20 protein-coding genes and 1 other RNA gene are annotated in these 24,530 nt (G+C 70.4%); 9 read left to right on the top strand and 12 right to left on the bottom strand.

Translation table 11 applies throughout. From position 1 onward, the window contains the following. Positions 1 to 43: 43 nt before the first annotated feature. The gene (locus tag ACIBQ6_RS25890) at positions 44 to 1,474 is read left to right on the top strand and encodes an AMP-binding protein (RefSeq protein ID WP_397214941.1); all 1,431 of its coding nucleotides are present in this window, start codon (positions 44 to 46) and stop codon (positions 1,472 to 1,474) included. Between the two features lie 19 nt (positions 1,475 to 1,493). Beyond that, positions 1,494 to 2,582, top strand: coding sequence for a trypsin-like peptidase domain-containing protein (locus ACIBQ6_RS25885; protein ID WP_358282828.1), 1,089 nt, complete (start codon positions 1,494 to 1,496; stop codon positions 2,580 to 2,582). 95 nt (positions 2,583 to 2,677) lie between these two features. Here ACIBQ6_RS25885 and ACIBQ6_RS25880 read toward each other — a convergent pair whose 3' ends face one another. From ACIBQ6_RS25880 to ACIBQ6_RS25870, 3 genes are all read right to left on the bottom strand, one after another. Continuing rightward, complete coding sequence (locus ACIBQ6_RS25880) at positions 2,678 to 3,217, bottom strand: OmpA family protein (RefSeq protein ID WP_358282826.1); 540 nt, start codon at positions 3,215 to 3,217, stop codon at positions 2,678 to 2,680. Next, the gene (locus tag ACIBQ6_RS25875; RefSeq protein WP_358282824.1) at positions 3,201 to 3,770 is read right to left on the bottom strand and encodes a lipoprotein; all 570 of its coding nucleotides are present in this window, start codon (positions 3,768 to 3,770) and stop codon (positions 3,201 to 3,203) included. The genes ACIBQ6_RS25880 and ACIBQ6_RS25875 overlap by 17 nt, the downstream gene beginning before the upstream one ends. A gap of 83 nt (positions 3,771 to 3,853) precedes the next feature. Then, positions 3,854 to 4,822, bottom strand: a complete 969-nt coding sequence (locus tag ACIBQ6_RS25870) for a GlxA family transcriptional regulator (protein WP_397214938.1) — start codon at positions 4,820 to 4,822, stop codon at positions 3,854 to 3,856. 98 nt (positions 4,823 to 4,920) lie between these two features. Between ACIBQ6_RS25870 and ACIBQ6_RS25865 the strand changes: the two genes are divergently transcribed. The 3 genes from ACIBQ6_RS25865 to ACIBQ6_RS25855 are packed head-to-tail and all read left to right on the top strand — an operon-like array spanning position 4,921 to position 7,255. Further along, positions 4,921 to 5,346: a hypothetical protein gene (locus ACIBQ6_RS25865; protein ID WP_364325647.1), complete on the top strand. Its 426-nt coding sequence runs from the start codon at positions 4,921 to 4,923 to the stop codon at positions 5,344 to 5,346. Between the two features lie 47 nt (positions 5,347 to 5,393). Next, positions 5,394 to 5,855 carry a cyclase gene (locus ACIBQ6_RS25860; protein WP_397214936.1) on the top strand — a complete coding sequence of 154 codons (462 nt, stop codon included), beginning with the start codon at positions 5,394 to 5,396 and terminating at the stop codon, positions 5,853 to 5,855. Further along, a complete protein-coding gene (locus ACIBQ6_RS25855) occupies positions 5,852 to 7,255 on the top strand; it encodes a hypothetical protein (protein WP_397214934.1) in 1,404 nt (467 codons plus the stop codon). Before ACIBQ6_RS25860 ends, ACIBQ6_RS25855 begins: the two co-directional genes overlap by 4 nt. An 80-nt stretch (positions 7,256 to 7,335) precedes the next feature. Here the strand turns inward: ACIBQ6_RS25855 and ssrA are convergent. The 6 genes from ssrA to prfB all read right to left on the bottom strand — a co-directional run bounded on the left by ssrA (position 7,336) and on the right by prfB (position 13,515). Beyond that, positions 7,336 to 7,720, bottom strand: a transfer-messenger RNA (tmRNA) gene (ssrA, locus tag ACIBQ6_RS25850). 304 nt (positions 7,721 to 8,024) lie between these two features. Next, the gene (locus ACIBQ6_RS25845; RefSeq protein ID WP_358282814.1) at positions 8,025 to 9,890 is read right to left on the bottom strand and encodes a penicillin-binding transpeptidase domain-containing protein; all 1,866 of its coding nucleotides are present in this window, start codon (positions 9,888 to 9,890) and stop codon (positions 8,025 to 8,027) included. A 20-nt stretch (positions 9,891 to 9,910) separates the two neighbouring features. After that, positions 9,911 to 10,378 (bottom strand): SsrA-binding protein SmpB, encoded by a 468-nt coding sequence (gene smpB / locus ACIBQ6_RS25840; protein WP_352321717.1) that lies wholly within the window; start codon positions 10,376 to 10,378, stop codon positions 9,911 to 9,913. 23 nt (positions 10,379 to 10,401) lie between these two features. Next, positions 10,402 to 11,310: a permease-like cell division protein FtsX gene (gene ftsX / locus ACIBQ6_RS25835; RefSeq protein ID WP_352321716.1), complete on the bottom strand. Its 909-nt coding sequence runs from the start codon at positions 11,308 to 11,310 to the stop codon at positions 10,402 to 10,404. 20 nt (positions 11,311 to 11,330) lie between these two features. After that, the gene (ftsE, locus tag ACIBQ6_RS25830) at positions 11,331 to 12,020 is read right to left on the bottom strand and encodes a cell division ATP-binding protein FtsE (RefSeq protein WP_020541427.1); all 690 of its coding nucleotides are present in this window, start codon (positions 12,018 to 12,020) and stop codon (positions 11,331 to 11,333) included. 379 nt (positions 12,021 to 12,399) lie between these two features. Then, complete coding sequence (gene prfB, locus ACIBQ6_RS25825; RefSeq protein ID WP_358282811.1) at positions 12,400 to 13,515, bottom strand: peptide chain release factor 2; 1,116 nt, start codon at positions 13,513 to 13,515, stop codon at positions 12,400 to 12,402. Positions 13,516 to 13,562: 47 nt separating this feature from the next. Here prfB and ACIBQ6_RS25820 point away from each other — a divergent pair, with 47 nt between their 5' ends. Next, positions 13,563 to 14,594, top strand: a complete 1,032-nt coding sequence (locus ACIBQ6_RS25820; protein ID WP_397214931.1) for a hypothetical protein — start codon at positions 13,563 to 13,565, stop codon at positions 14,592 to 14,594. Between the two features lie 19 nt (positions 14,595 to 14,613). On the opposite strand, the gene ACIBQ6_RS25815 is transcribed toward ACIBQ6_RS25820, so the two are convergent. The 3 genes from ACIBQ6_RS25815 to ACIBQ6_RS25805 all read right to left on the bottom strand — a co-directional run bounded on the left by ACIBQ6_RS25815 (position 14,614) and on the right by ACIBQ6_RS25805 (position 20,492). Beyond that, on the bottom strand, positions 14,614 to 19,482 hold the full coding sequence (locus tag ACIBQ6_RS25815) for an NAD-glutamate dehydrogenase (protein WP_397214929.1): 4,869 nt from the start codon (positions 19,480 to 19,482) through the stop codon (positions 14,614 to 14,616). A gap of 258 nt (positions 19,483 to 19,740) precedes the next feature. Next, entirely contained in the window at positions 19,741 to 19,938 is a 198-nt protein-coding gene (locus ACIBQ6_RS25810) for a zf-HC2 domain-containing protein (RefSeq protein ID WP_352349335.1), read from the bottom strand. Continuing rightward, positions 19,938 to 20,492, bottom strand: coding sequence for a sigma-70 family RNA polymerase sigma factor (locus tag ACIBQ6_RS25805; RefSeq protein WP_352321706.1), 555 nt, complete (start codon positions 20,490 to 20,492; stop codon positions 19,938 to 19,940). The genes ACIBQ6_RS25810 and ACIBQ6_RS25805 overlap by 1 nt, the downstream gene beginning before the upstream one ends. A 141-nt stretch (positions 20,493 to 20,633) precedes the next feature. Here ACIBQ6_RS25805 and ACIBQ6_RS25800 point away from each other — a divergent pair, with 141 nt between their 5' ends. From ACIBQ6_RS25800 to ACIBQ6_RS25790, 3 genes are read left to right on the top strand one after another with little or no spacing between them, the layout of a single operon-like run. Further along, on the top strand, positions 20,634 to 21,974 hold the full coding sequence (locus ACIBQ6_RS25800) for a DUF1996 domain-containing protein (RefSeq protein WP_397214927.1): 1,341 nt from the start codon (positions 20,634 to 20,636) through the stop codon (positions 21,972 to 21,974). Positions 21,975 to 22,029: 55 nt separating this feature from the next. Continuing rightward, positions 22,030 to 22,857: a hypothetical protein gene (locus ACIBQ6_RS25795; RefSeq protein ID WP_358282802.1), complete on the top strand. Its 828-nt coding sequence runs from the start codon at positions 22,030 to 22,032 to the stop codon at positions 22,855 to 22,857. Positions 22,858 to 22,888: 31 nt separating this feature from the next. Next, a complete protein-coding gene (locus tag ACIBQ6_RS25790) occupies positions 22,889 to 24,496 on the top strand; it encodes an NADH-ubiquinone oxidoreductase-F iron-sulfur binding region domain-containing protein (protein ID WP_358282800.1) in 1,608 nt (535 codons plus the stop codon). Positions 24,497 to 24,530: the final 34 nt, after the last annotated feature.

Here is a 24,530-nt window from a genome sequence, read left to right as displayed (position 1 = left end):
CTCTATTCCCCCAGCAGAATCTAATTCTGTATGGTCTGCGGACATGAGGGGTTTCTACGAGATCGCAGCCGCCGACCCGGACCGTCCCGCCCTGCTCGGCGACGACGGCGCGACCTACGGCGAGCTGCTCGCCCGCGCCAACAGAGCCTCCCACGGCCTGGTCGCGCGTGGCGTCCGGCCGGGCGGCGCCGTTGTGACCGTGCTGAAGAACGGGCTCGACGCCCTCACCATGATGCTGGCCACCTACCAGATCGGCGCCTACCTGGTGCCGGTCAACTGGCACTACACGGCCGAGGAGATCGACTACATCGTCGCCGACTGCGGCGCCGACGTCGTCGTCTCCCCCGGCGTGCTCACGGTCGCCGACCTGACCGACGGCCGGCCGGACACCGCGCCCGAGCACCGCCGGGCCGGCTCCATGATGCTCTACACCTCCGGCACCACGGGACGCCCCAAGGGCGTGCGCCGCCGGCTGCTCGACCTCACGCCCGAGGACCTCTACCCCATCCTGATGCGCAAGAGCTGGCGGCACTTCGGCCTGCCGTCCGACGGGGTGCACCTGGTGTGCTCGCAGCTCTACCACTCGGCCCCCTACGGCCAGGCGATGATGGCGCTGCAGTTCGGCCACTCGATCGTGGCCCCGGAACGGTTCGACGCCGCCGAGGCGCTGGCGCTGATCGAGCGGCACCGGGTGACGAACGCGTTCATGGTGCCCACGATGTTCCACCGGCTGCTCGCCGTGCCGGACCGGAAGACCTACGACCTGTCCTCCCTCACCCACCTCTACCACGGCGCCGCCCCCTGCCCGCCCGCCACCAAGCAGGCGATGATCGACTGGCTCGGTCCCGTCCTGTGGGAGTACTACGGCTCGACGGAGGCCGCGGTGGCGACGATGGTGTCGTCCCAGGAGTGGCTGGAACGGCCGGGCACGGTCGGCAGGGCGCTCGACGGCATGGCCTTCACGATCATCGGCGACGACGGCCACGAGGCGGCCCCCGGCCAACCCGGGACGGTCTACATCGGCGGCATCAACCGCTTCGAGTACCACGGCGACCCCGGCAAGACCGCCTCCGCCATGCGCGGCGCCGCCTACACCCCCGGCGACATCGGCTACCTCGATGCCGACGGCTACCTGTTCCTGCTGGACCGCAGGACCGACCTGATCATCTCGGGCGGCGTCAACATCTACCCCGCCGAGATCGAGGCCGCGCTGCTCGAACATCCGTCGGTGGCCGACGTGGCGGTGATCGGCGTGCCCGACCCCGAGTGGGGGCACAAGGTCGTGGCGCTGGTCCAGCCCGTGCCGGGCGTGACGGGCGGCGCGGAGCTGACCGCGGAGCTGCTGCGGCACTGCGCGCCCCGGCTGGCCAGGATGAAACACCCGCGGGTGATCGAGTACCGCGAGTCGCTGCCGCGCACCCCCACGGGCAAACTCAGCAGACGGGACGTCCGGGAGGCGTATCTTTCCCGCTGAGCTGGGCAGACATCTCCCCATGAGGGAGATCGTCGCCGGACTGACAGCCGTCGTACTGCTGGCCGCCTGCGGGCGGTCCCCGTCGATCCCGGCGTCCACCTCCACGGCCACCGCGAGCCCGGCCACGACCACGCCGGGCTCGCCGACCGCCGGCGAACAGGCGCCGGGGAGCGCGCCGCAGTCGCTGGAGAGCGCGTACGAGCGGGTCATCACGGACGTCCTGCCGTCGATCGTGCAGATCAACACCAAGGTGGGCCTCGGCTCCGGCATCGTCTACGACACGGCGGGCCACATCGTCACCAACGCCCACGTGGTCGGCGAGGCGACCGAGATGAACGTCACGATCGCCACCGGCGGCGCGCCCCGCCCGGCCAAGCTGGTCAAGGCGTTCGGCGCCGGCGACCTGGCGGTGATCAAGGTCGACCGGCCCGACGGGCTGCGCCCGGCCAGGTTCGGCGACTCGGGCAAGTTGCGGGTGGGCCAGATCGTCCTGGCGATGGGCAACCCGCTGGGCCTGTCGGGCAGCGTCACGAACGGGATCGTCTCGGCGCTCGGCCGTACCGTCAGCGAGCCCCAGAGCCCCGAGTCGCCGGGCGCCACCATCAGCGGCGCGATCCAGACCTCCGCCGCGATCAACCCCGGCAACAGCGGCGGCGCGCTGGTGAACCTGGCCGGCGAGGTCATCGGCATCCCGACCCTCGCCGCCACCGACCCGCAGCTCGGCGGCGGGGCCGCGCCCGGCATCGGGTTCGCGATCCCGAGCAACACGGCCACCGACATCGCGGCCCAGATCGTGAAGAACGGCAAGGTCACCAACAGCCACCGGGCCGCGCTCGGCATCCGCGGCAGCACGGTCATCGGCGCCACCGGGCAGCCGAGCGGTGTGGGCGTGGCGAGCGTGGAGAAGGGCGGGGGCGCGGAGAAGGCCGGGATCCGGGCCGGTGACGTGATCCTCTCGATCAACGGCAAGAAGACCACGACCATGGCCGCGCTGTCGGAGGAGATCACCGCCTTCAAGCCCGGCGACCAGGTCAAGGTGGAGGTCCTGCGCCCCGACGGCGGCACCCAGACCGTCACGGTCACCCTCGGCGAGCTCAAGGCCGAGTGACGGCCCGACCGGGCCGCTGTGCCAGCGCCGGGCCGGTGTGTCCCTGCCGGGCCGATCCCTCACTGCCCGGCCGATCCGTCAGCCGGGCCGGCCCCTCACTGCCGGGCCGTGAAGACGATCTCCACGCGCCGGTTCTTCGCCCGGTTCCGTTCCACCGGCTTGCCCTCGACCAGGTTGGGCAGCTTGGGCCGCCTCTCGCCGTATCCGGCGGCCTGGAGGCTCACGTTCCCGCCGCCGAGCAGGCTCTCCAGGGCCGCGCGCACGGCCTGCGCCCGCCGCCGCGACAACGCCAGGTTGTACGCGTCGCTCCCCTGGTCGTCGGTGTGCCCCTCGATCCTGACGACGCCGCCCGCGCCCTCCGCCTCGACCTTCGCGGCCACGTCCGCCAGCCGTTTCCTGGCCTTGGGCGTGAGCCGCCACTTGTCCAGCGCGAACAGCACGTCGCTGGTCAGCGCGACCGTCACCTCGCGGCCCTGCCTGGTCTCGCTCTGGGCGCCGTCCATGGACTCGACCTCGCCGACGATGTCCTCGACCGGCAGCACCAGATCCTCCACCGGGCCGGCGGCGTCGGACGGGACCGGGACCGGCGTGGGCGTCAGCACGAGGGCCAGCGCCAGGCTAAGAGAGCGGAACATCGGTGAGCACGCCCAGCATCGGCATCTCGACGTTGACCTTCGTGACCTCCGGCGGCGGCGCGGCGAAGACCGCGTACAGCGTGCTGGACTCCCCCGCCTCCAGGAACTGGCCCTGCGTGCCGGAGCACACGCAGGTGGCGTCGGCGGCGGTGCCGTTGCGGGCGACGCGGTAACGCTTGGCGTTCACCGGGTCGATCAGGGAGACGTTGGAGACCGTGTAGTCGAAGCCGCCGCCGCCCAGGCCGTTGTGCACGTTGACCTTGCCCTCGACGGCGGTGATCGTCCAGTTGAGGGTGGCGGTTCTACCCTGGCGCAGCAGGGCGGTGATCTCGACGCGGGCCTTGCCGTACTGGTCGCCGGAGCCGACCTTGGCCTCACGGGTGGCGATGACCACGTCCCCCTGCGGCGGCGCCGTCTGCGCGGGCGCGGTCCGCGGCGGCGCGGGGGCGGTGGTGGTCGCCTCCTTGGCGGCGGTCTGCGGCTGCCCGCCGGGCGACATGCCACACCCTGTCAGGACGACGGCCGCCCCGATGAGCACGATCGTCTTTCGCATCTGCTGATCACCTTAATGCTCAGAAAAGGCTCAAGTCAGACACCCTAGCCCGGATTGCCCATTTCGGGCGGGATAAATGGCGATCAGCCGGTCGCGGACGACTGGGTCAGCCGATAACGGGACGGCGGGATGCCGTACCGGTCCACGAACGCCTGGCGCAGCGTCTCGGCCGTCCCGAACCCGCACCGTACGGCGATCGCGGACATGGGCAACGAGGTCGAGGCCAGCAGCTGAGCCGCCCCCTCGGTACGGGCCCGCCGCACGAACCTGCCCGGCGTCTGCCCCAGATGCCGGAGGAACAGCCGGGTGAGATGGCGTTCGCTGACGCCCGCCGCGGCGGCCAGCGTGGCCGCGGTGAGGTCGGCGGCCAGGTTCGCGCAGATGTGCTCGACGATCCGCCTGACCAGGCCGTCGGCGGACGCCGGAGGGCTGACGAACATGCTCATCTGGGCCTGGTTGCCCGGCCGTTGCAGGTAGGTGACCATGCCGCGGGCCACCGTCCTGGCCAGTTCGGCGCCGTTGTCCTCCTCGACCAGGGCGAGCGTGAGGTCGAGCGCGGCGGTGACCCCCGCGGACGTGGCCACCTCGCCGTCGCGGACGAAGATCGGGGCCGGGTCCACGGTGACGCGCGGGTAGCGGGCGGCCATGTCGGCCGCCTCCCGCCAGTGGGTGGTGGCTCGCCTGCCGTCGAGCAGTCCCGCGGCGGCCAGCACGTACGCGCCGGTGCACACCGACGCGACCCGCCTGCTCTCCCGCGCCAGCCTGCGGACATGGCCGACGACCAGCGGGTTCGCCGCGGCGTCCACGTGGCCGGTGCCGCCGGAGACGATGAGCGTGTCGAGCGGCCCGGTGATCCGCTCCAGCGTGAGCTGGGCCTGCAGCACCAGCGCGCCGGCGGTGGTCACGGGATGACCGCCGGGGGTGGCCAGCCGTACCTGGTAGTACGGTGAGGCGCCGTGCCAGTTCGCGTTCTCCAGCGTCGAGCTGACGCACGCGATGTCGAGCAGCTCGGCCGCCTCGTAGGCGACGACCACGACCCGCCGGTACTCCATGGCACGACTGTAGGTCCGGAAGACCAAGAACCCAAGTTTCCAGACATGTACGACTTCGCCCCTCGTCCACGTCCCCCCACCCGGCCACAGTCGGAGCCATGACACCGACGCCCCCTGCACCCGCGACCCCCTCCGCGACCGGACGCCGCTGGTCGAAGTTCGCCCTCCACTACGTGGAGATGATCGTCGCCATGTTCGTCGGCATGTTCGCGCTCGGCGCCCTCCAGTCGGCCGTCGGCCTCTCCGTCTCCCACGACGAGTCGCCGGAGCTCGCGTACCTGATCATGGCCGTCGACATGTCGGTGGGCATGGCCGTGTGGATGCGCTTCCGCGGCCACCGCTGGCCGGCGACGCTGGAGATGTGCGCGGCGATGTTCGTCCCGATCGTGCCGCTCTATCCGCTGCTCTGGCTCGGCGTCATCGACGGCGGCGTCCTGATGCTCGTCGCGCACGTCGCGATGTTCCCGCTCATGCTGGCCGCCATGTTCCGGCGCCTCGACGAGTACGCCGGCTGCGCCCACTAGCCCGACCCCCTCGGCCCCGCGCCCACGGGGATCCCTAAGATGCCGCCATGGCGCGTTTCGAGACCGTGACCCTGGTCTTCGCTCCCCGCGAGGTGCTCTTCGACACGTCGCTGTCGGTCGAGACCCACACCGCGTCCATGGCCGGCTCGTCGGAACGCGCCGTCGCGGGGGTCACCACGGGCCTGCTCGGCCTCGGCGACCAAGTCACCTGGCAGGCCCGGCACTTCGGCCTCACCTGGCGGATGACCTCCACGATCAGCGCCTGGGAACGGCCCGCGTACTTCGTGGACGAGCAGCTGTCCGGGCCGTTCCGCCACTGGCGGCACGAACACCGCTTCGAGGCGGCTCCGCACGCGGGCGCCACCCTCATGACCGACGTCGTCGACTTCTCCGCCCCCGCCGGCCCCCTGGGCCGCCTGGCCGAGCTGCTGGTCCTGCGCCGCCACATGACCCACCTCATCAACATGCGCAACCAGCACATCAAGACGATCCTCGAACCGTCCCGTTGACCGAACCCGCGCCGCCCGGCGGTCGTCAGAAGCAGCGGCAAAGGCTGACGGACAGCGGGCCCGACCGTCCACCCGGCGGGGTCGCGTCGCGGCCGCTGCTGGTCCTGGCCCAGCTCGTCGCCGCCTGGGCGGCCGGATCGGTCTTCCTGCCGACGGCGTGGCTGGTCCTGCTGGCCGTGCTGTTCGCCGGCGACGAGGCGGTGGCCCTCGCCGCCGCCGCACTGGGCGTGGCGGCCCTGCTCGGCTACCTGGTCATCGTGATCAGGGCCACCCGCGGCGTGTCCGTGCTCGGCGCGACGCGCGGCGGCCGGCTCCTGTGGGCGCTGCTGGTGCTGGGCCTGGGAACCGCCGGCTGGGCCCTCGGCTGGGTGGTGACCGACGTCGCCGGCCTCGGGGTGAGCCGCGACCTGCTGCTGACGGCCGTGCTCGGCGGCGTTCCGTACGCCCTCGTGGCCGGGACGCTGCTGCGCGGGTGGCGCCACAAGGGCGTCGCGCTCGGGCTGAGCGTGGCGCTTCTGGGGGCGGGCGTGGCCGTGCTGCGCCAGGAGCCGCCGGACGACCTGGAGGCACGCCTGGCGGCGGGCGACCTCCACCGGGAGACCGCGTACGTGGTCGCCGTCCCCGGCTACCGGCCCGACGGCCGGGACTACGGCGGCGGGCTGGGCGGCTCCGGCTTCACTCCGGCGGACCCGGCCGCCATCCCGCCCGACCGGTACGTCAGGATCGTCGCCTACGACCGGCTCCTGCCGGGCGCGGCCGTGTGCGGCCAGCCCACCGCGCAGGACGCCGACCTGCCTACCGGATCCTGCACGGCCGAGCCCGGCGGCCTGGTCCACCGGCAGGGCCCGGTCGAGCACGGCTACCAGGTGCGGGTGGGCCGCAGGTACGTCACGGTGGTGGGGAGCACCGCCGTCCCCCGCGACCTGCTCCGGTCGGCCGCCCGGAGCCTGCGCCCGGCCACCGCCCGCGATCTGGGCGAGCAGGAACAGACCGGCGACTACTACGCGGCCCGCGTCCCGGGCTACACCCCACAGCTCATGGGCATCCCGGCGGGCCTGGTCTACATGCCCTCCGACCACACCGGCAACGGCGGCCAGAGCGTCCACATCACGTTGTCCGTGAGCCAGGCCGACGGCGACTTGTGCTATCTCGCCCAGAAGTGCACCCCCGTCGGCTCCGGCCTCACCTATGTCCGCCGAGAGGACACGCACGGTTACGCGGCGCGCCGCGGCACGGTGACCGTCCAGGTGCTCGGCGGCCTGCGGGTGGACGCGAAGCCGTTGCGCCAGGCCGCGCTCGACGCCCGCCCGGCCACCGACGACGAGCTGCGCCGCCTGCTGCCCCCACTGGAGCCGCGCACCCCCCTCGGCCGCCTCCGCCGCTGGCTGCGCACGTTCTGAGCTCGGATGCGCACGTCTTCCGGACAGCGAAAAGCCTCCGACCCGCCGAGGTTAGTCGGCAGGTCGGAAGCTTTTTGATCACGTGGAGGTGGCGGGAATCGAACCCGCGTCCTTCAATCCCAAGTCAGGGCTTCTCCGGGCGCAGCCTGCTGTGCTTTTCTCAGCCCCGGCGATCACGCAGGCGAGTCGCCGACGGGCTCAGCCACTGTTTGATTTCCCGATCTCCCCCGTGGCCGGGTCGATCGGTTGAGCCTTCTAACGATGCCAGACACCGGGCCGAAGGCACTCCCGGGCTGACAGAGGTTTCGCTACTTAGGCAGCGAGGGCCAGGGAACCCTGGCCGACCTCAGTGCGCTTGGAATTGGCACTTATTGTTTTGCGGTCACAGGATTAACGAGGTTATGTCCGCAGTCCTCGGCCCGCTTCACCTGGCTTGCAAGATCGAAGTCGAAGCCAGTCACCCCCTGTGCAGTTGTCAACACGCCTCACGCTGATCATCACGCAGAGGCGAGCAACACTGAATCTACAGGGGACAACGCCCCCAACGCCAACTTAATTCCAGCATGGCGAAACCCCCGGGAGCGTGGCACAGCAGCACGCGCTCCCGGGGGCCGACCGGCAGGGTCGAGCCGGTCCGGACGGCAGGACTTCCCCCGAGATGAAGTCCTGATCTCATCACGGCGACTGAGTCCGCAACCCCCCGAGCGGGCCCAGTCATTCAGTAAGACGCAGCCGCGACCAGGAACGGTTGCTCGCCGTCACAAGATTTTCACGCAGAGTCACGGAGGCCCGAGAAGAAGCTGCCCGCGACGGCCGCCGCGTCGTAGTTCTTGGCCAGGACGGCGATCGCCACGTCCCCCTGCCAGCCGACGAACCACGTCATGGGCTTGTCCTGGGTGCCCGCCGTCGCGCGCACGCCGTAGACCCTGCCCCGGCCCGCCTGGGCGGGGCTGCCGACCGCCCCGGCGCGCATCATCGCGGTCAGCGCGGTGCGCACCTTCGGATCCATCGGGACGGCGTCCGGCTGCTTGGCCGGGACGACCTCCGCCGCCGGATCGGGCGACGTGGGCGAGGTCACGAGCACCGGCGGCCGCCAGGTGCCCGACCCCACGGCCGCCGCGACCAGCGCCATCGACAGCGGGCTGACCTCGACGGTCTGGCCCGCGATGGCCCTGGCCTTGTCGGCGTCGCTGGACAGTTCGGGCATCGCCCCGCTGAACGACTTCAACGGCAGCCGCCACGGCTGGCCGATGCCGAACGCCTTGGCGCTCGCGGCCAGGCCGCCGGCGCTGGCCCGGCGGGCCAGCGAGGCCAGCGCGGTCACGCAGCCCTTGGCGAAGTTGTCCTGGAACGTGGCCGACGACGTGACCCCGGCGGTCTGGCTGGTGTGCACGAACTTGGCGCCGCCCACCGTGCGCTCGGCCGGGCAGGCCAGCCGCTGCTTGGTGCTCACGCCGCTCTTGATCAGCGCGTCGGCCGCCACGATCGAGAAGGCCGTGCCCGCGGGGAACCTGCCCGCCAGCGCGTCCTTCTCTTGGTTGAGCCCGCTGGTGCCGACCGCGAGGATCTCGCCGGTGTCACGCTGGACGGCCACCAGCGCGCTGGTGGCCGTCTCGGCCACCGCCCGCTCGGCCGCCGCCTGGGCGCGGCTGTCGATCGTGGTCTTGACCGAGACGTTCTGGCGGCCCAGCCACTCCTTCAGTTTGGCCACCTGCCGGCCGGTCTTGAGATCGAGGGTGATCACCTTGGTCTCGGTGGAGCCGGTCAGATAGTCCTGGTACGCCTGTTGCAGGCCGCTCTGGCCGATCGAGTCGCCGGCCCGCTGCGGGCCGCCGAGCTTCTGCTCGTCCTCGGGGGTGAGCGCGCTGACCTTGCCGACGATCTGCTTGGGGGCGGCCGGGTCGATGGGCTGCGGCTGCGGATCGGTCTGGATGCCGGAGATGCCGGCCAGCTTCGACTTCATCGACAGGTAACGCGAGCGCCCGAACGTGACCAGCGGCACGAACTTGTCGGGCGGCGAGGACCTGATCCGGCTCAGCAGCCGGTCCTGGGCGTAACCGGTGATCGCCGACAGCTTGGCCACGACGTCCTCGGCCCGGTCGCCCAGCGCGGACGGCACCACGCCCACGACATAGACGTAGAGCTCGTTCTGCAGGGGGTCGTCGGCCCGGTCGACCACCGGCTGGCGCGGCTTGGGGTTGGTCTCGACCGCGAACCGCTGGCCCTCCTTGAGCTGCGGATGCAGCACCGACGGCGACCAGCGCACCTTCCACCTGCCGTCGACCAGGTGCAGCGGCAGCGAGCCGTCGTACGCCCAGAGCGGGGTGTTCTCCCCCAGGTCGACCTCGGCGCGGAAGTCGGCCTTGGACTCCTCGCCGTTCACGCTCACGCTCTTGATCTTGAAGCGGAACGAGGCCGCGTCGAGCTCCAGCTTGGCGTTGGCCAGGGCCTTGCCCACCTTGGCGGGGTCGCCGTCGGTGCGGCCCGCGGCCAGGGCGTAGTCCTCGGACTGCCAGCCCACGAGGAAGTCGCGCACCGCGTCGTGCGGCGAGGACTCCTCGAAGCAGCCGGTCAGCGTCATGCTCGCGACCGCCAGGGTGACGGTCGCGGCAAGGGTGCGGCGCGCGCGTGTCATCGGTTAGAGTGCCGCCGCTCTCATCGGTTGCGGTGCCGCAGGGCCCGCGCCATCTCCCGCTTGGCCTGCTGCTCGGCCAGCGACTGCCGCTTGTCCCAGTCCTTCTTGCCCCGGGCGACGGCGATCTCGACCTTGGCCCGGCCGTCCTGGAAGTACAGGACCGTGGGGACGATCGTGAGGCCGCCCTCCTTGGTCATGGCGGCCAGCTTCTCGATCTCCTTGCGGTGCAGCAGCAACTTGCGCTTGCGCTTGGCGGCGTGGTTGGTCCACGTGCCCTGCATGTATTCGGGAATGTGCACGTTGAGCAGCCACGCTTCGCCGTCGTCAATGCTGGCGTAGCCGTCGACGAGCGAGGCGCGGCCCTCGCGGAGCGACTTCACCTCCGTGCCCTGGAGCACGAGCCCCGCCTCGAAGGTGTCCTCAAGGTGGTAGTCGTGCCGGGCCCGCTTGTTCTGGGCGATGACCTTCCGCCCGGTCTCACGTGGCATGCTTCGACCTTACCGGCGATTCCTCACACCCTGAGGTATCGGCGGAGCGTCACGAACGAGGCCAGCACACAGATCACGACGCCGATGGCCATGGTGAGCGTGATGGTCTGGGCCACCGCGTCCCAGCCGAGCTGGGCCATGCCGCTGCCGAAGTAGCCGGCGATCTCCTCGAACAGCAGGACCTTCGTCACGATCAGGATGATGGCCGCGAAGACGCCGCCGATCAGACCGGCGATCACGCCTTCCATGACGAACGGCAGCTGGATGTAGAGGTTCGAGGCGCCCACCAGGCGCATGATCCCCGTCTCCCGGCGCCGGTTGAACGCCGACAATCGCACCGTGTTGCCGATCAGCAACGCCGCGGCCAGCACCAGCACGATGGCGACGGCCAGCGCGTAGAAGGACAGCTTGTCGAGCAGGTCGAAGAACTTGCCGATGAGCTGCTTGTGGTCCATCACCTGGGACACGCCCGGCTGGCCCTTCACGGCGTCGATCACCGGCTGGTAGTTGTCGGGGTCGACCAGCTTCACGCGGAACGACTGCGGCATGTCCTCGACCCTGGTGGCCTGGACGAGCGTCGGGCTGGCCTGGTAGGCCGTCTTGAAGTTCTCGTACGCCGTGCTCTGGTCCTCGTAGAAGACCTCCTTGACGCCCTGGAGGCTCTCAAGGCGGGTCTTCAACGCCTTCGTCTGGGCCGGCGTGACGGCCTTGCCGTTGCACTCGGGGATCGCGGTGCCCTTGGTGCACAGGAAGACCGAGATCTCGACCTTGTCGAACCAGAAGGACTTGAGCATGGAGACCTGGGCGTTGATCATCAGGCCGACGCCCAGCATCGCCATGCCGACTGCCACGGTGATGACGACCGCGATCGTCATGGTCAGGTTGCGACGGAGGCCGATCCAGACCTCGGAGAAGATGAAGTTCGCCCGCATGTTGTGTCTGCCGCTCCCTGTCAGTACGCCTGGCCGTACACGCCACGCGACTGGTCACGGACGATCTTCCCGTCCTCCAGCTCGACGACGCGTTTGCGCATGGAGTCCACGATGGCCGCGTCGTGCGTGGCCATGACGACCGTGGTGCCAGTTCGGTTGATGCGGTCGAGCACCTTCATGATGCCGATGCTCGTCGCGGGGTCGATGTTGCCCGTGGGCTCGTCGGCCAGCAGGATCATCGGCCGGTTGACGAACGCGCGGGCCATGGCGACACGCTGCTGCTCGCCGCCGGACAGCTCGTCGGGCATGCGATGGGCCTTGCCCTCCAGGCCGACCAGCTCGATGACCTCGGGCACGACCTTGCGGATGAACCGCCTGGGCTTGCCGATCACCTCTAGGGCGAACGCCACGTTCTCGTAGACGTTCTTGTTCGGGAGCAACCTGAAGTCCTGGAAGACGCAGCCGATGCGGCGGCGCAGGTGGGGCACCTTGAAGTTGGAGAGGCGGGCCAGATCCTTGCCGGCGACGTGGATCGCCCCGGAGTTGGGCCGCTCCTCCTTCAGGACCAGACGCAGGAACGTGGACTTGCCTGACCCCGAAGGGCCGACGAGGAACACGAACTCGCCCTTGTCCACGTCGACGGAGACGTGGTCGAGAGCGGGCCGGTTCTGGTTCGCGTAGACCTTGGTGACATTATCGAAATGGATCACGAGAGCATCACGGCATGCCAGTCTAGGGGTCAGGACGGAAGCGAGGGTGGCACATGCCCATTTCCCGCCGCCGGCCGATCGGGGGCGCCGTCTTTACTGATGATCGACGTTCCGATTGGCCAGACGACAGTCTAGGGGGAAGACTGGCATGGAACGTCCATAACGGAAACAAAACGATTGTGCGGCTAGACTTGGGGCTGTCATGAGTTGTGAACACCTCGTATGCGCGCAGTGCGCCCACCCCGTGATCGAGGGCCGCTGCCCCCTCTGCCGAGCCAACAGGGAGCGGATGCACAATCACGGCTTCGCCGGACTGTCACCCGCCCTCGTCGTCGTCCTGCTCCTCGTGCTGCTCTTCGCGACGCTGGTGCTCAGGCACCTAGTCGGTGCCTGACTCCGCCCTGCGCATCCAGCGGATCTCCGACTCGATGAACCCGTCGAGGTCGCCGTCGAGCACCGCCGACGGGTTGCCCGCCTCGGTGCCCGTACGCAGGTCCTTCACGATCTGGTACGGGTGCAGCACGTAGTTGCGGATCTGCGTGCCCCACGACGTGGTGGTCGCGCCGCGCAGCTCCGACATCTTCTCCGCCTCCTCCTGCCGCTTGCGCTCCAGCAGCTTGGCCTGGAGCACGTTCATGGCCGAGGCGCGGTTCTGGAGCTGGGAGCGCTCGTTCTGGCAGGAGACCACGATGCCGGTGGGCAGGTGGGTGATGCGCACCGCCGAGTCGGTGGTGTTGACGCCCTGGCCGCCGGGGCCCGAGGACCGGTAGACGTCGACCCGCAGGTCGTCTTCGTTGATGTCGATGTGGTCGGTCTGCTCGACGACCGGCACGATGTCGACGCCCGCGAACGAGGTCTGGCGGCGGCCCTGGTTGTCGAACGGGCTGATGCGGACCAGCCGGTGGGTGCCGTGCTCGCCGCGCAGCGTGCCGTAGGCGTAGGGGGCCTTGATGGTGAACGTGGCCGACTTGATGCCGGCCTCCTCCGCGTAGGAGGTGTCGTAGACCTCGGTGGAGTAGCCCTTGCGCTCGGCCCACCGCAGGTACATGCGCAGCAGCATCTCCGCCCAGTCGGCGGCGTCGACGCCACCGGCCTGGGAGTTGATGGTGACGAGCGCCTCGCGGGCGTCGTACTCGCCCGACAGGAGCGTGCGCACCTCAAGGGCGCCGATGTCGGTCTTGAGTGACTCCAGCTCCTTGTCGGCCTCGAGGCGCGTGTCGTCGTCGCCTTCCTCGGCCGCGAGCTCGTAGAGCACCTTCAGGTCGTCGAGACGGCGCGCGACGCCCTCGACGCGGTTGAGCTCGCCCTGGAGATGGGAGAGCTTGCTCGTGACCTTCTGCGCCTGCTCGGGGTCGTCCCACAGGTCTGGGGCGGCAACCTGCTGCTCCAGCTCCTCGATCTGCTTGCGCATCGCGTCGAGGTCGAGCACGTCCTGGATGCTGCGGAGCGTGTTCGCGAGCTCGTTGATCTCTTCTGCCGGATCGATGCCTGCCACGTCTCCCTAGGGTACGCGACCCTCGCGTGCACGAATAACATGGCGAGGTGCGTGCATACGGTCGGGGGAAGATGCTGGCGCTCGCCGTCGGCGTGCTGGCCGCGGCGACCGCGTGCACAGGCCCTGCTCAGACGTCCCCGGCGGTGACCCAGGGAAAGGCGGGCGCCACCGGCGCGGCGAGCCCTTCGCCCAGCGCGCCGCCGCCCGCCGTCACGCGTCAGGAGGCGGCCGAGGCGGTCGCCGAGATCCTGCCCGCCGACGACGTGCTGCGCGTGGAGAGCCCCGTGACGGGGCGGCTCTTCCTCGACACCGACCTGGTCGCCGGCGGGCAGCTGGCGCTCACGCAGGCCGCCTTCGAGTCCACCGGCGACCGCCCGCCGCGCTACGCCTGGGGCTCGCCCACCCTCTACGTGCCCAGGTTCGCCCAGGGCGAGCGGGCGCCCTGGTTCAGCGCGCTGGCCACGCGCAACGGGCAGCCGACGCTGCTGACGTTCGCCAAGAGCGGCGACGACTGGCTGCTCAGCTCGGCCGCGCAGCTGCTGCCGGGCCAGGAGCTGCCGCGGGTGCGGCTCGACGCCGACGGCTACGCCACGGCGCTGACGCCCGACGACAAGACCGTCACGATCAGCCCCCAGTACATGGGCCCGGTGCACGCCAGCGTGGCCGAGACCGGGTCGGCCGGGGTGACGGCGGGCCTGCTCGCCGACGGGCCGTACACGACGGAGGTGGCCAAGCAGATCGCCACCGACCGCGAGACGGCCAAGAAGGACGGGTTCAGCTACGACTCGATCTTCAGCGCCGACAACTGGCCGGTCTACGCGCTGCGCACGGCCGACGGCGGCGCGCTGATCCAGTACTCGCTGTCGCGCAACACCTCGACCCGCACCGTCGCCAACAACACCTACATCATCCCGGTGCCGCCGGAGGCGGGCTGGGCCATCTCGACCTCGTCGGTGCGCCGCAGCCTCAAGCTGACCGAGGTCCACCAGTACGCCACGGCGGTGCCCCCGCTGTCGGCCCCGGCCGCCGCCCGGGTCGTCGCCCACGACGGAGCCCTCACCCGCGCCAGCGGCGAGTGAGGGCCCCTTCGGGCGGTTCCTACGCCTCCGTGTGAGGCAGGTTGCTGGCGGCCACCAGCGTGCGGATCGCGCGCAGGGCCACCGAGAGCGTCGCCAGGTCGAAGTGGTCGCTCTCCCAGATCTCCGACAGCGTCTGGCGGGCGCGTCCCACGGCGGCCGCGTTGCCGTCGGTCCACCGGGCCAGCCGCTCCTCGGGCGGCAGCCCGGACGTGCTGTGGGCCAGCACGTCACGGGTCAGCGACGCGTGCGCGGCGTACAGGTCGTCGCGCAGCGCCGAGCGGGCGATGGAGTTCCACCGGTTGTCCCTGGGCAGGGCGATGACGCGCTCGCGCAGGCGGGCCAGCTGCAGGCGGTCGGCCAGGTCGAAGTAGACCTCCGCCACCTCGTTCACCGGACGGCCCGTCAGGGACGCCACCTCGACCAGGTCCAGCGTCGAGTACGCGGGCACCATCGCGGCCACCCGCTCGGCCAGCTCCTGCGGCACCCCGCGGGCCACGAAGGAGTCGCGGCGCTCCTCGTACGCGGCCAGGTCCGGCCCGGTGAGCAGCTTGGGGATGTGCGCGGACAGCCCGTTGACGCCCTTGAGGAAGAAGCCGACCGACCCGGCCAGGTCGAGCGGCGGACGCCGGTTGACCAGCAGCCAGCGGGTGCCGCGCTCGACCAGCTTGCGGCCCTCCAGCAGCATGGCGATCTGGGTGGCGGTGTCGACCTCGTTGTCCAGCGCCTCCACGGCCCGGTAGAAGCTCGGCAGGTCGAAGACCTCCCGCGCCACCAGGTACGCCCGCACGATGTCGGACGTGGAGGCGCCGGTCTCCTCCGCGAAGCGGAACATGAACGTGGTGCCCATGGCGTTGACCAGCTCGTTCACCACGCAGGTCGTGATGATCTCGCGCCGCAGCGGATGGGCGTCCATGTACGTACGGAACCGCTCGCGCAGGTCCGACGGGAAGTACGACACCAGCCAGGAGGCCAGGTACGGGTCGTCGGGCAGCTCGGAGCCCAGCACCTCGGCGTCGGCCACCAGCTTGGTGTAGGCCAGCAGGACCGAGAACTCCGGCGCGGTCAGCCCGAGCCTGGCCTGCCGCCGCTCGGCCAGCGTCTTGTCCGAGGGCAGGAACTCCAGCTCGCGGTTGACCAGCCCGTCGCGTTCGAGCTTGCGCAGGTAGCGGGCGTGGATGTGGAGCATGTCGACCGCCTGGGCGCGGGTCGCGTCGAGCACCACGTTCTGGGCGTGGTTGTCGCGCAGCACCAGGTCGGCGACCTCGTCGGTCATCGACGTGAAGACCTGGTTGCGCTGCTTGTCGGTCAGCTCGCCGTCACGCACGACCTGGTCGAGCAGGATCTTGATGTTCACCTCGTGGTCGGAGGTGTCCACGCCGGCCGAGTTGTCGATGAAGTCGGTGTTGACCAGGCCGCCGTTCAGGGCGAACTCGATGCGGGCGAGCTGGGTGAAGCCCAGGTTCCCGCCCTCGCCGATGACCTTGCAGCGCAGGTCGCCGGCGTCCACCCGGAGCATGTCGTTGGCCTTGTCGCCGACGTCGGCGTGGGACTCCGAGCCGGCCTTGACGTAGGTGCCGATGCCGCCGTTCCACAGCAGGTCGACGGGGGCCCGCAGGATGGCGCTGATCAGGTCGTTGGGTGCCAGCGAGCTGACGCCCGCCTCGATGCCCAGCGCCTCGCGCATCTGCGGGGTGATCTGGATCGACTTGGCCGTACGCGGGAACACGCCGCCGCCCGCGGAGATCAGCGACGGGTCGTAGTCGTCCCAGGAGCTGCGCGGGAGGTCGAACAGGCGCTGCCGCTCGGCGAACGAGCGGGCCGCGTCGGGCGCCGGGTCGATGAAGACGTGCCGGTGGTCGAAGGCGGCCACCAGCCGGATGTGCTGGGAGAGCAGCATGCCGTTGCCGAACACGTCGCCGGACATGTCGCCGATGCCGGCCACCGTGAAGTCGGTGGTCTGCACGTCCACGCCCATGGTGCGGAAGTGGTACTTGACCGACTCCCAGGCGCCGCGGGCGGTGATGCCCATGGCCTTGTGGTCGTAGCCGACCGAGCCGCCGGAGGCGAAGGCGTCGCCGAGCCAGAAGCCGTACTCCTTGGCCACGCTGTTGGCGATGTCGGAGAAGGTGGCGGTGCCCTTGTCGGCGGCGACGACGAGGTAGGTGTCGTCGCCGTCGTGCCTGACCACGTCGGCCGGCGGCACGACCTTGCCGTCGACCAGGTTGTCGGTGATGTCGAGCAGGCCGGAGATGAACATCCGGTAGCAGGCCACGCCCTCGGCCAGCACGTCCTCGCGGTTGCCGGACGCGGGCGGCTGCTTCACCACGAACCCGCCCTTGGACCCGGTGGGCACGATGACGGTGTTCTTCACCATCTGGGCCTTGACCAGGCCGAGGATCTCCGTCCTGAAGTCCTCCATGCGGTCGGACCAGCGCAGGCCGCCGCGGGCGACCTTGCCGAAGCGCAGGTGCACGCCCTCGACGCGGGGCGAGTACACGAAGATCTCGTACTTCGGCCGCGGCAACGGCAGCACGCTGATCGCCTGCGGGTCGACCTTCAGCGAGATGTACGGCTTGCGCTGCCCGTCGACCGTCTGGAAGTAGTTGGTGCGCAGGGTCGCCTGGATCATCTCCAGGTAGGCCCGCAGGATGCGGTCCTCGTCGAGAGAGGCCACCTCGTCGAGGGCGCCCAGGATCTCCTCGTTGAGCGCCTCCACGAGGTCGACCCGCACGTCGTCGCCGCGCCTCGGGTCGAGCTTGGCCTCGAACAGGCGGACCAGCAGCCGGGCCAGCCGCACGTTGCCCAGCAGCACGCGTTCCATGTAGAGCTGCGAGAACGTGCTGCCGGCCTGCCGCAGGTACTTGGCGTAGACCCGCAGGATCTCGACCTGCTCCCAGGTCAGGCCCGCCCGCAGGATGAGGGCGTTGAAGTTGTCGGCCTGGACGCGGCCCTGCCACAGGGCGCTCAGGCCGTCCTGGAAGAGCCGCTTGAAGTCGTTCCTGTCCACCTCGACGGAGGGGGTGTAGCGCAGGCCGAAGTCGTAGATCCAGGCGTTCTTGGTGCTCGCGTCGCCGTCCCGGTCGATCTCGTACGGCCGCTCGTCCACGACCTCGACGCCGAGCCGCTGGATCAGGGGCAGCGCCTCCGACAGGGAGATCGGCGAGCCGACCTTGTAGATCTTCAGCCGCCGCTCGCCCTCGGTGGCGTCGTACGGCTCGTAGAGGTTGATCGCCACCTCCTCGCCGTCGGCGACGAGCTGCTCCAGGCGGCGCAGGTCGACCACGGCGACCTTGGGCGGGAAGTCGGCCTTGTACCCCTCGGGGAAGGCGGAGACGTACCTCCTGGCCAGCGCGGGAGCCTCCTCCTCGGAGGTCATCTCGTCGAGGGCGGTGGCCAGGTCGTCCTCCCAGGAGCGGGTGAGCGCGGCCAGGCGCGCCTCCAACTCCTCCACGTCGACGGAGGGCGCGGGGAGCTGCTTGCCGCGCTCGCCGCGCACGACCACGTGCAGCCGGGCCAGCACGGACTCGCCGATCATCGCGCTGTAGTCGAGCGACCTGCCGCCGAGCGCCTTGAGCAGCACCTCCTGCATCTTCAGCCGCACCTTGGTGGTGTAGCGGTCGCGGGGCAGGTAGATCAGGCAGGAGATGTAACGGCCGTAGTCGTCGCGCCGCAGGAACAGCTTGACCTGCTTGCGCTCGCGCAGCCGCAGCACGCCGAGCGCGATCGGGAGGAGCTGGGCGACCGAGGTCTGGAACAGCTCGTCGCGCGGGAACGTCTCCAGGATCTCGATCAGGTCCTTGCCGTCGTGGCTGTCGGGCGCGTGGCCGGCGGCGTTGAGCACCTCGGCCAGCTTGCGCCGCAGCACGGGGATCCTGGAGATCGACTCGTTGTAGGCCACGTGCGTGAACAGGCCGAGGAAGCGGCGCTCCCCGATCACCTCGCCCTCGGGCGAGAACAGCTTGACCCCGATGTAGTCGAGGTAGGTCGCGCGGTAGACGGTGGCCCGGCTGTTGGCCTTGGTGATGATCACGAGCTGCTTCTCGCGGGCCTTGGCGCGCACCTCCGCGGGCAGCGCGGAGAAGCTGTCGGAGCCCACCTTGTCGTCGCGCAGGATGCCGAGCGCGGCCCCGGGCAGGGCCTTCAGTATCTCGCCCTGGTCGGTGTGCTCCAGCCGGTACTCGCGGTAGCCGAGGAACGTGAAGTGCCCGTCGGCGAGCCAGCGCAGCAGGTCGAGGCTGTCCTCGACCTCGGCGGGCTCCAGCGGCGGCGGGTTCATGCTCAGGTCTTCCGCCGTCTGGACGGCCAGGGCCCGCATCTTCCTGAAGTCCTCGACCGCGTACCGCACGTCGGCGAGAACCCGCTGCAGGTCGGCCTCGACGCGCCTGAGGACCCCGGGGTCGGCCTGACGGTCGATCTCGATGTGGATCCACGACTCGACCAGCATCTGGCCGGTGACGTCCTCCTGGCCGCGGACGAGCATCCGGCCCGTCATGTCGCGGCGCACCCGCATCTGGGGGTGGACCACGAGGTGGATGCCGATGTCCTGCCGGTCGAGCTCCATGGTGACCGAGTCGACCAGGAACGGCATGTCGTCGGTGACCACCTCGACGACCGAGTGCCCCGGGTCCCAGCCGTTCTCCTCCAGCGTGGGGGTGTAGGCGCGGACCACGGCCCGGCCCTGGGGGCGCACCTCGGCGAGCTGGCGCTGGGACATCGCCGGGCCGTACACGTCGACGGGGTTGCGGTCGAGCAGGTCCTCGGGTGCGACATGGCGGTAGTAGAACCGCAGGAAGGAGAGGGCCTCCTCCGCGCTCATGTGCTCGCTGCCGACCGCGCAACTCTCCGCGGCTCTTTGCAGCAGCTCATCCTTGGCCTCGTCGAGCGGCATTTCGCTCTCACTCCTTTGTGAGGGTTTGCCATGGCTGTTCATAGCCAGGCTCTTAGTTCCCATAGCGAGGGGAAGTAGTGCAGACGGGTACGTCCGGGGAGATGGGCGACAGCCGGCCGCCTTCCTCGCCGGACCGCCGGCGCGGGGGGAACGGGCGCATCACCGTCGATGCCCACCGAACACCTCCCCCTGAACGCCCGGCCCTGATTCCGGGCGTGTGCCTCGCCGTACCGATATCACCCGAAAAGGGCATAGACGTCAACGTGACATCGACATGGGGGGATCGTCGCCGGAGGCCGAGGGGGCGGTCTTGAGATCGTCGAGCCGGTCGGGAAGCTCGGCCAGCTCCATGAGCTCGGCCTGGCACCGCTCGCACGCGTCGAGGTGGCGTTCGAACGCCTCGTGCTCCTCCTCGTCGAGGACGCCGAGGACGTAGGCGGCCACCCCGTCGTGCATCAGCCGGCTACCCCCTTGTCACGCAGCTGTTCGCGGAGAGCCCGGATGCCGTAGTAGAGCCGGGACTTCACCGTGCCCGGCGGAATCCCCAGAATCTCCGCCGCTTCACTTATCGTACGGTCTCGGAGGTAGGTCTGCTCAATGACTTCGCGGTGTTCGGCGGACAGGCTGCGCAGCGCGTCCGCGACGACGATCGCCGACAGCGCGCGCTCGGAGCCGTCCGGCACCGACATCTGGTCGACTTCGGGCGGCTCGACCTCGTGAGGCCGGGCGCTCTTCCGTCGGCGTCCGTCGATGACGATGCGGCGGGCCACTGTCAGCAGCCACGCCCATAAAAGGCTCGGTTCCCATTGCAGTCTTGCCGAGTTTCGCCAGGCCCTGACCAGCGTCTCCTGTACGACGTCCTCGGCCCATTGCAGATCGTTTCCGGTCGATTTGCGTACGTGGCGCAGCAGAGGGCCGCCGAACTCCTGGTAGAGCACCGCGATGCGATGTTCCGCCTCGGCATCCGCACTCTCGAACCTGCCGTCGAGGTGACCTAGCACGGGGCACATCTTTACACCTTCGTTATCGGTCCGGCAGCCACTCCGATAACTCCAGTTATTTCTAACTATCTCCGGTCATGGGTGAACCTGATGGTGTAAGCCCGCGTACCTCCCACCATGCAACGGCTGACAACCATGAGAACCGGGCGCATGGCCGCGGCCATGACCGCTCTTGCCGTGGCGGCGGGCGGCCTGGTGTCCGCCGCCGTCATCGGCGTGGCCCCGGCGCGGGCCGACCACTGCGACCCGGCCCAGGCGAGCCAGGACGACTCCCGCCGCCAGCGCGACCGCGCCCCGGACCAACAGGCCCCGGACCAACAGGCGCCTGACGAGCAGGGGCAGGGTGGGGATCAGCAGGTGCAGGGCGGCGGGATCGTGCTGCGCGACCCGGCGCAGTCGCCGGAGCCGGAGGACTCCGGCGACGCCCTGTTCCGCCGCGACCGCTCCCCCCGCACCCCCACGACCGCACCCCAGGACCCCCAAGACCCCCAGGACCCCCAAGACCCCCAGAACCCGCAGGACCCCCAGAACCCGCAGGACCCCGGTGACCAGTCGCAGGACCGGCGTGGCCGGCCGACCCGGACCGCCTCCCCCTCTCCCACGGCCTCCCAGGACGACGACTGCAAGGATCTCGGCCCGTTCGTCACCGACTTCGTGGACATCCGTCAGGTCCAGCCCCTGAGGCTCGACGCGGGTATAGGCAGGAACGGCTCACGCGGCACTTTCGTCGCTCAATGCGGCACCAACCGCAATGGTCACAACAACCCCGACAATTTCATCGTGGCCCCCGGCGTGAGCAACGGCGCCCACCATCTGCACGACTACGTCGGCAACCTGTCCACGGACGGCTTCTCCACCGACGAGAGTTTGGCCGCCGCCGGAACCACCTGCCGCCTAGGGGATAAATCCACTTACTTCTGGCCAGTTCTGCGCGACCGCAAAGTGGACGCGAACGTCCAGGACCCCGACGGAAACGTGGGCCGGGTGATCCGCGCCGGCACGGTGAGCCTGCAGTTCCGGGGCAACGCGACCTCCAGGGTCGTCGCGATGCCGAGGTTCCTGCGCCTGATCACCGGCGACGCCAAGGCGGGGACGAACGGCGCCGCGAACGCCCGCGCCCGCTGGAGCTGCACAGGATTCACAAATCGCATAAGTCCCGATAAATATCCGCTTTGCCCGCGCGGAAGTCAGGTTCTTCGTATTCTGGATTTCCCCAGCTGCTGGGACGGTCAGAACACCGACAGCGCCAATCACCGCACGCACGTGGTCTTCCCCGGGCAGAACGGCGCTTGTCCGCAAGGCACCAGGGCGATTCCGCAACTGCGCATGCTCCTCGCCTACACGGTTCCACAGGGTCCGTCGTTCGCCGTGGACGCGTTCCCTGAACAGAAGCACAACCCGGTCACCGACCACGCGGACTTCGCCAACGTCATGCCCGAACGGCTGATGCAGTTCGTCGTCTCGTGCATCAACCGGGGTCGCCGCTGCTGACACGTCCCCATCAGCCTTCCGAGTCGTACCCTCACCCGACCTTGGAGGGAAATAGATGCTCCACAGACGACACCCCCGGCACGCCCCCACCAAGCTGGACACAAGGAACGTCCGGCTGGGGGCGAGCGCCTCGTTGACGGCCGTCCTGTTGTCGGTGTTCGCGCTGGCCAGGACAGAACGCGGCGTCGCGCTGCTCGGCCGAGGAGTGAGTTTCCTAGAGTTCTACGCGGGCGTGTTCGCCCTGGTGCTGCTGACCGCGACCGTCGCGCTGGGCCTGGTCACCACCGAACGCGTCTTCCTGTCCCCGCCCAACCGGGTCAGGGCCCAGCTCGCGCACCGCGCCACCGCTCTCATCGGGCTCGCCTACCTGGTCACGCACATCGTCCTCATGATCAGCCTGGGACACGCGCCGCCGGGCGCGGCGATCGTGCCGGTCGCCGGGATCTACGTGGGGTTCGGCGCGCTCGCCTTCGACCTGATGGTCGTGGCGGTGGCCACGGGGATGCTCAGGGGCCGCTTCGCCGTACGGGGCACGCCGTGGTTGTGGCGGCTGCTGCACTCGGCCGCCTACCTGGCCTGGCCCATCGCGATCATGCACGGGCTGACGGCCGGCCGGTCACCGGCCGGCTGGGTGGCCTGGTCGTACGTGGCGTGCCTGGCCGCGGTCGGGTCCGCGCTGATCGTGCGGGTGCTGGCCACGCTGCGCAGGCCGCCCGTCGTACCGGAGAGGGTCGAGGCGCCCGCCGTGACGGCCGGGGTGGCGGCGGACGTGCCCGTCGAGCGGCCGCGGGCGACGGCCGCGGCCACAGCGGCTGCCACGGCAGTGGCCGACGCGCCGGTGAGCCTGGCCGACGCACGGCGCAGGTACCGGGAGGCCGGATGAGCCCGCGCCGCGCGACCCCGGGGAGCCGGTCGTGATCCCGCACCGGGTGCCGCGCGTGCTGCGGATGGGCCCGGCGCGGCTGACCGCCGGGCTCGACCACTGCCGGCGGCTCGACCTGCCCGCGCACCGGACGCTGCACGGCGAGCCGCGGCCGCGCGAACTGGCCGAGCTCATCTCCATGGTGAACGAGGTCGACATGCGCGGACGGGGCGGCGCCGCCTTCCCGTTCGCCCGCAAGCTGCGGGCCGTGGCCGACGCGGCGGGCACGGGCGAGAGCGTGGTGCTGGTCAACGGCGCCGAGGGCGAGCCGGCCAGCTCCAAGGACGCCATGCTGCTCACCCGTAACCCCCACCTCGTGCTGGACGGCGCCATCCTGGCGGCGGAGGCGCTGGGCGCCCGCGAGGTGGTCGTGGCCACGGTCGAGGGCGAGGTGGCCGAGTCGTCCGTGGCGGCGGCCGTGGCCGAACGCCGGGCCGCGAACGTGTCGGGCGGTTCGGAGAGCCGCATCCCGATCCGGGTGGTCGGGCTGGCGGAGAGGTTCATCAGCGGGGAGGGCGGTGCGCTCGTCCGCGGCGTGAACGGCGAGGAGGCCATCCCGCCGGGAAGGAAGCGGCGGGCCGCGACGAGCGGCGTGGACGGGCTGCCGACCCTGCTGTCCAACACCGAGACCTACGCCCAGTTCGCGCTGCTGGCCGAGTACGGCCCCCAGAAGTACGCCGAGGTGGGCACCAGCAAGGAGCCCGGCACGATCCTGCTCACGGTGAGCGGCGGCGCGGCCAACGGCGCGGTGATCGAGGCGCCGACCGGCGTCCTGCTGGCCGACGTGCTCGCGTTGTGCGAGGCCGAGGCCGGGGACGGCGTGCTGGTCGGCGGCTACCACGGCGCGTGGCTGTCGGCCGAGGTGGCCGGATCGGCGGTGATCTCGCGGGAGGGCATGAAGCTGGCCGGCGCCACGCTGGGCGCGGGGATCATCGTGCCGCTCGGCGACGGCACCTGCCCGCTGGGCGAGGCGGCCAGGGTGGCCTCGTACCTGGCCGCCGAGTCGGCCGGGCAGTGCGGGCCCTGCCGTCTGGGGCTGCCCGACGTGGCGCGTGCCCTGTGCGCGATCGCCGAGGGCACCGGCTCCGTGGACGCCGTGCGCCGGTGCGTGCGGGCCGTCGAGCGGCGCGGCGCGTGCTTCCATCCCGACGGCACGGCCAAGTTCGTGCTGTCGGCGCTGGACGCGTTCGAGAGCGAGATCGCGCTGCACCTGGAGCACGGCTCGTGCGGCCGGCCTGTGCGCGGCGTGCTGCCGATGCCCGAGCCGGAGGTGGAGCCCGAGTACCGGCTGGAGGTGGACTGGACCCGCTGCCAGGGGCACGGCCTGTGCGCGCACCTGCTGCCGGAGTTCGTGGACCTGGACGACTACGGGTTCCCGTCGTTCCGGAACGTGCCGGGGTGGATGGTCAAGGACGCGCGGCGGGCGGTCGAGATGTGCCCGGCGCTGGCCCTGCGGATCGTCCAGACGAGCGGGGAGGCGCCGAAGCCGCCCACGTCGCCGCTGCGGCTGGTCAAGGACGGCGTGCTGCGGAAGGCTCCCGGGCTGACGCGGGTGGGGGCCAGTACCAACATCTTCGGATTTGGCGGGACAGCGGGGTGATGGCGGTAGTGATGTAGTTGTGACGAACTTGTCC

The sequence above is a fragment of the Nonomuraea sp. NPDC049655 genome (genome assembly GCF_044465465.1).
Classification (GTDB): domain Bacteria; phylum Actinomycetota; class Actinomycetes; order Streptosporangiales; family Streptosporangiaceae; genus Nonomuraea.
The sequence above is the reverse complement of the archived record's forward strand: the minus strand, read 5'-3'. Positions and strand labels throughout refer to the sequence as shown.

Bases quoted from the DNA above. Each gene is read 5' to 3' on its own strand.
- ACIBQ6_RS25890 (WP_397214941.1), top strand. From the start codon at position 44: ATGAGGGGTTTCTACGAGATCGCAGCCGCCGACCCGGACCGTCCCGCC.
- ACIBQ6_RS25885 (WP_358282828.1), top strand. From the start codon at position 1,494: ATGAGGGAGATCGTCGCCGGACTGACAGCCGTCGTACTGCTGGCCGCC.
- ACIBQ6_RS25880 (WP_358282826.1), bottom strand. From the start codon at position 3,217: ATGTTCCGCTCTCTTAGCCTGGCGCTGGCCCTCGTGCTGACGCCCACG.
- ACIBQ6_RS25875 (WP_358282824.1), bottom strand. From the start codon at position 3,770: ATGCGAAAGACGATCGTGCTCATCGGGGCGGCCGTCGTCCTGACAGGG.
- ACIBQ6_RS25870 (WP_397214938.1), bottom strand. From the start codon at position 4,822: ATGGAGTACCGGCGGGTCGTGGTCGTCGCCTACGAGGCGGCCGAGCTG.
- ACIBQ6_RS25865 (WP_364325647.1), top strand. From the start codon at position 4,921: ATGACACCGACGCCCCCTGCACCCGCGACCCCCTCCGCGACCGGACGC.
- ACIBQ6_RS25860 (WP_397214936.1), top strand. From the start codon at position 5,394: ATGGCGCGTTTCGAGACCGTGACCCTGGTCTTCGCTCCCCGCGAGGTG.
- ACIBQ6_RS25845 (WP_358282814.1), bottom strand. From the start codon at position 9,890: ATGACACGCGCGCGCCGCACCCTTGCCGCGACCGTCACCCTGGCGGTC.
- smpB (WP_352321717.1), bottom strand. From the start codon at position 10,378: ATGCCACGTGAGACCGGGCGGAAGGTCATCGCCCAGAACAAGCGGGCC.
- ftsX (WP_352321716.1), bottom strand. From the start codon at position 11,310: ATGCGGGCGAACTTCATCTTCTCCGAGGTCTGGATCGGCCTCCGTCGC.
- ACIBQ6_RS25815 (WP_397214929.1), bottom strand. From the start codon at position 19,482: ATGCCGCTCGACGAGGCCAAGGATGAGCTGCTGCAAAGAGCCGCGGAG.
- ACIBQ6_RS25810 (WP_352349335.1), bottom strand. From the start codon at position 19,938: ATGCACGACGGGGTGGCCGCCTACGTCCTCGGCGTCCTCGACGAGGAG.
- ACIBQ6_RS25805 (WP_352321706.1), bottom strand. From the start codon at position 20,492: ATGTGCCCCGTGCTAGGTCACCTCGACGGCAGGTTCGAGAGTGCGGAT.
- ACIBQ6_RS25800 (WP_397214927.1), top strand. From the start codon at position 20,634: ATGGCCGCGGCCATGACCGCTCTTGCCGTGGCGGCGGGCGGCCTGGTG.
- ACIBQ6_RS25795 (WP_358282802.1), top strand. From the start codon at position 22,030: ATGCTCCACAGACGACACCCCCGGCACGCCCCCACCAAGCTGGACACA.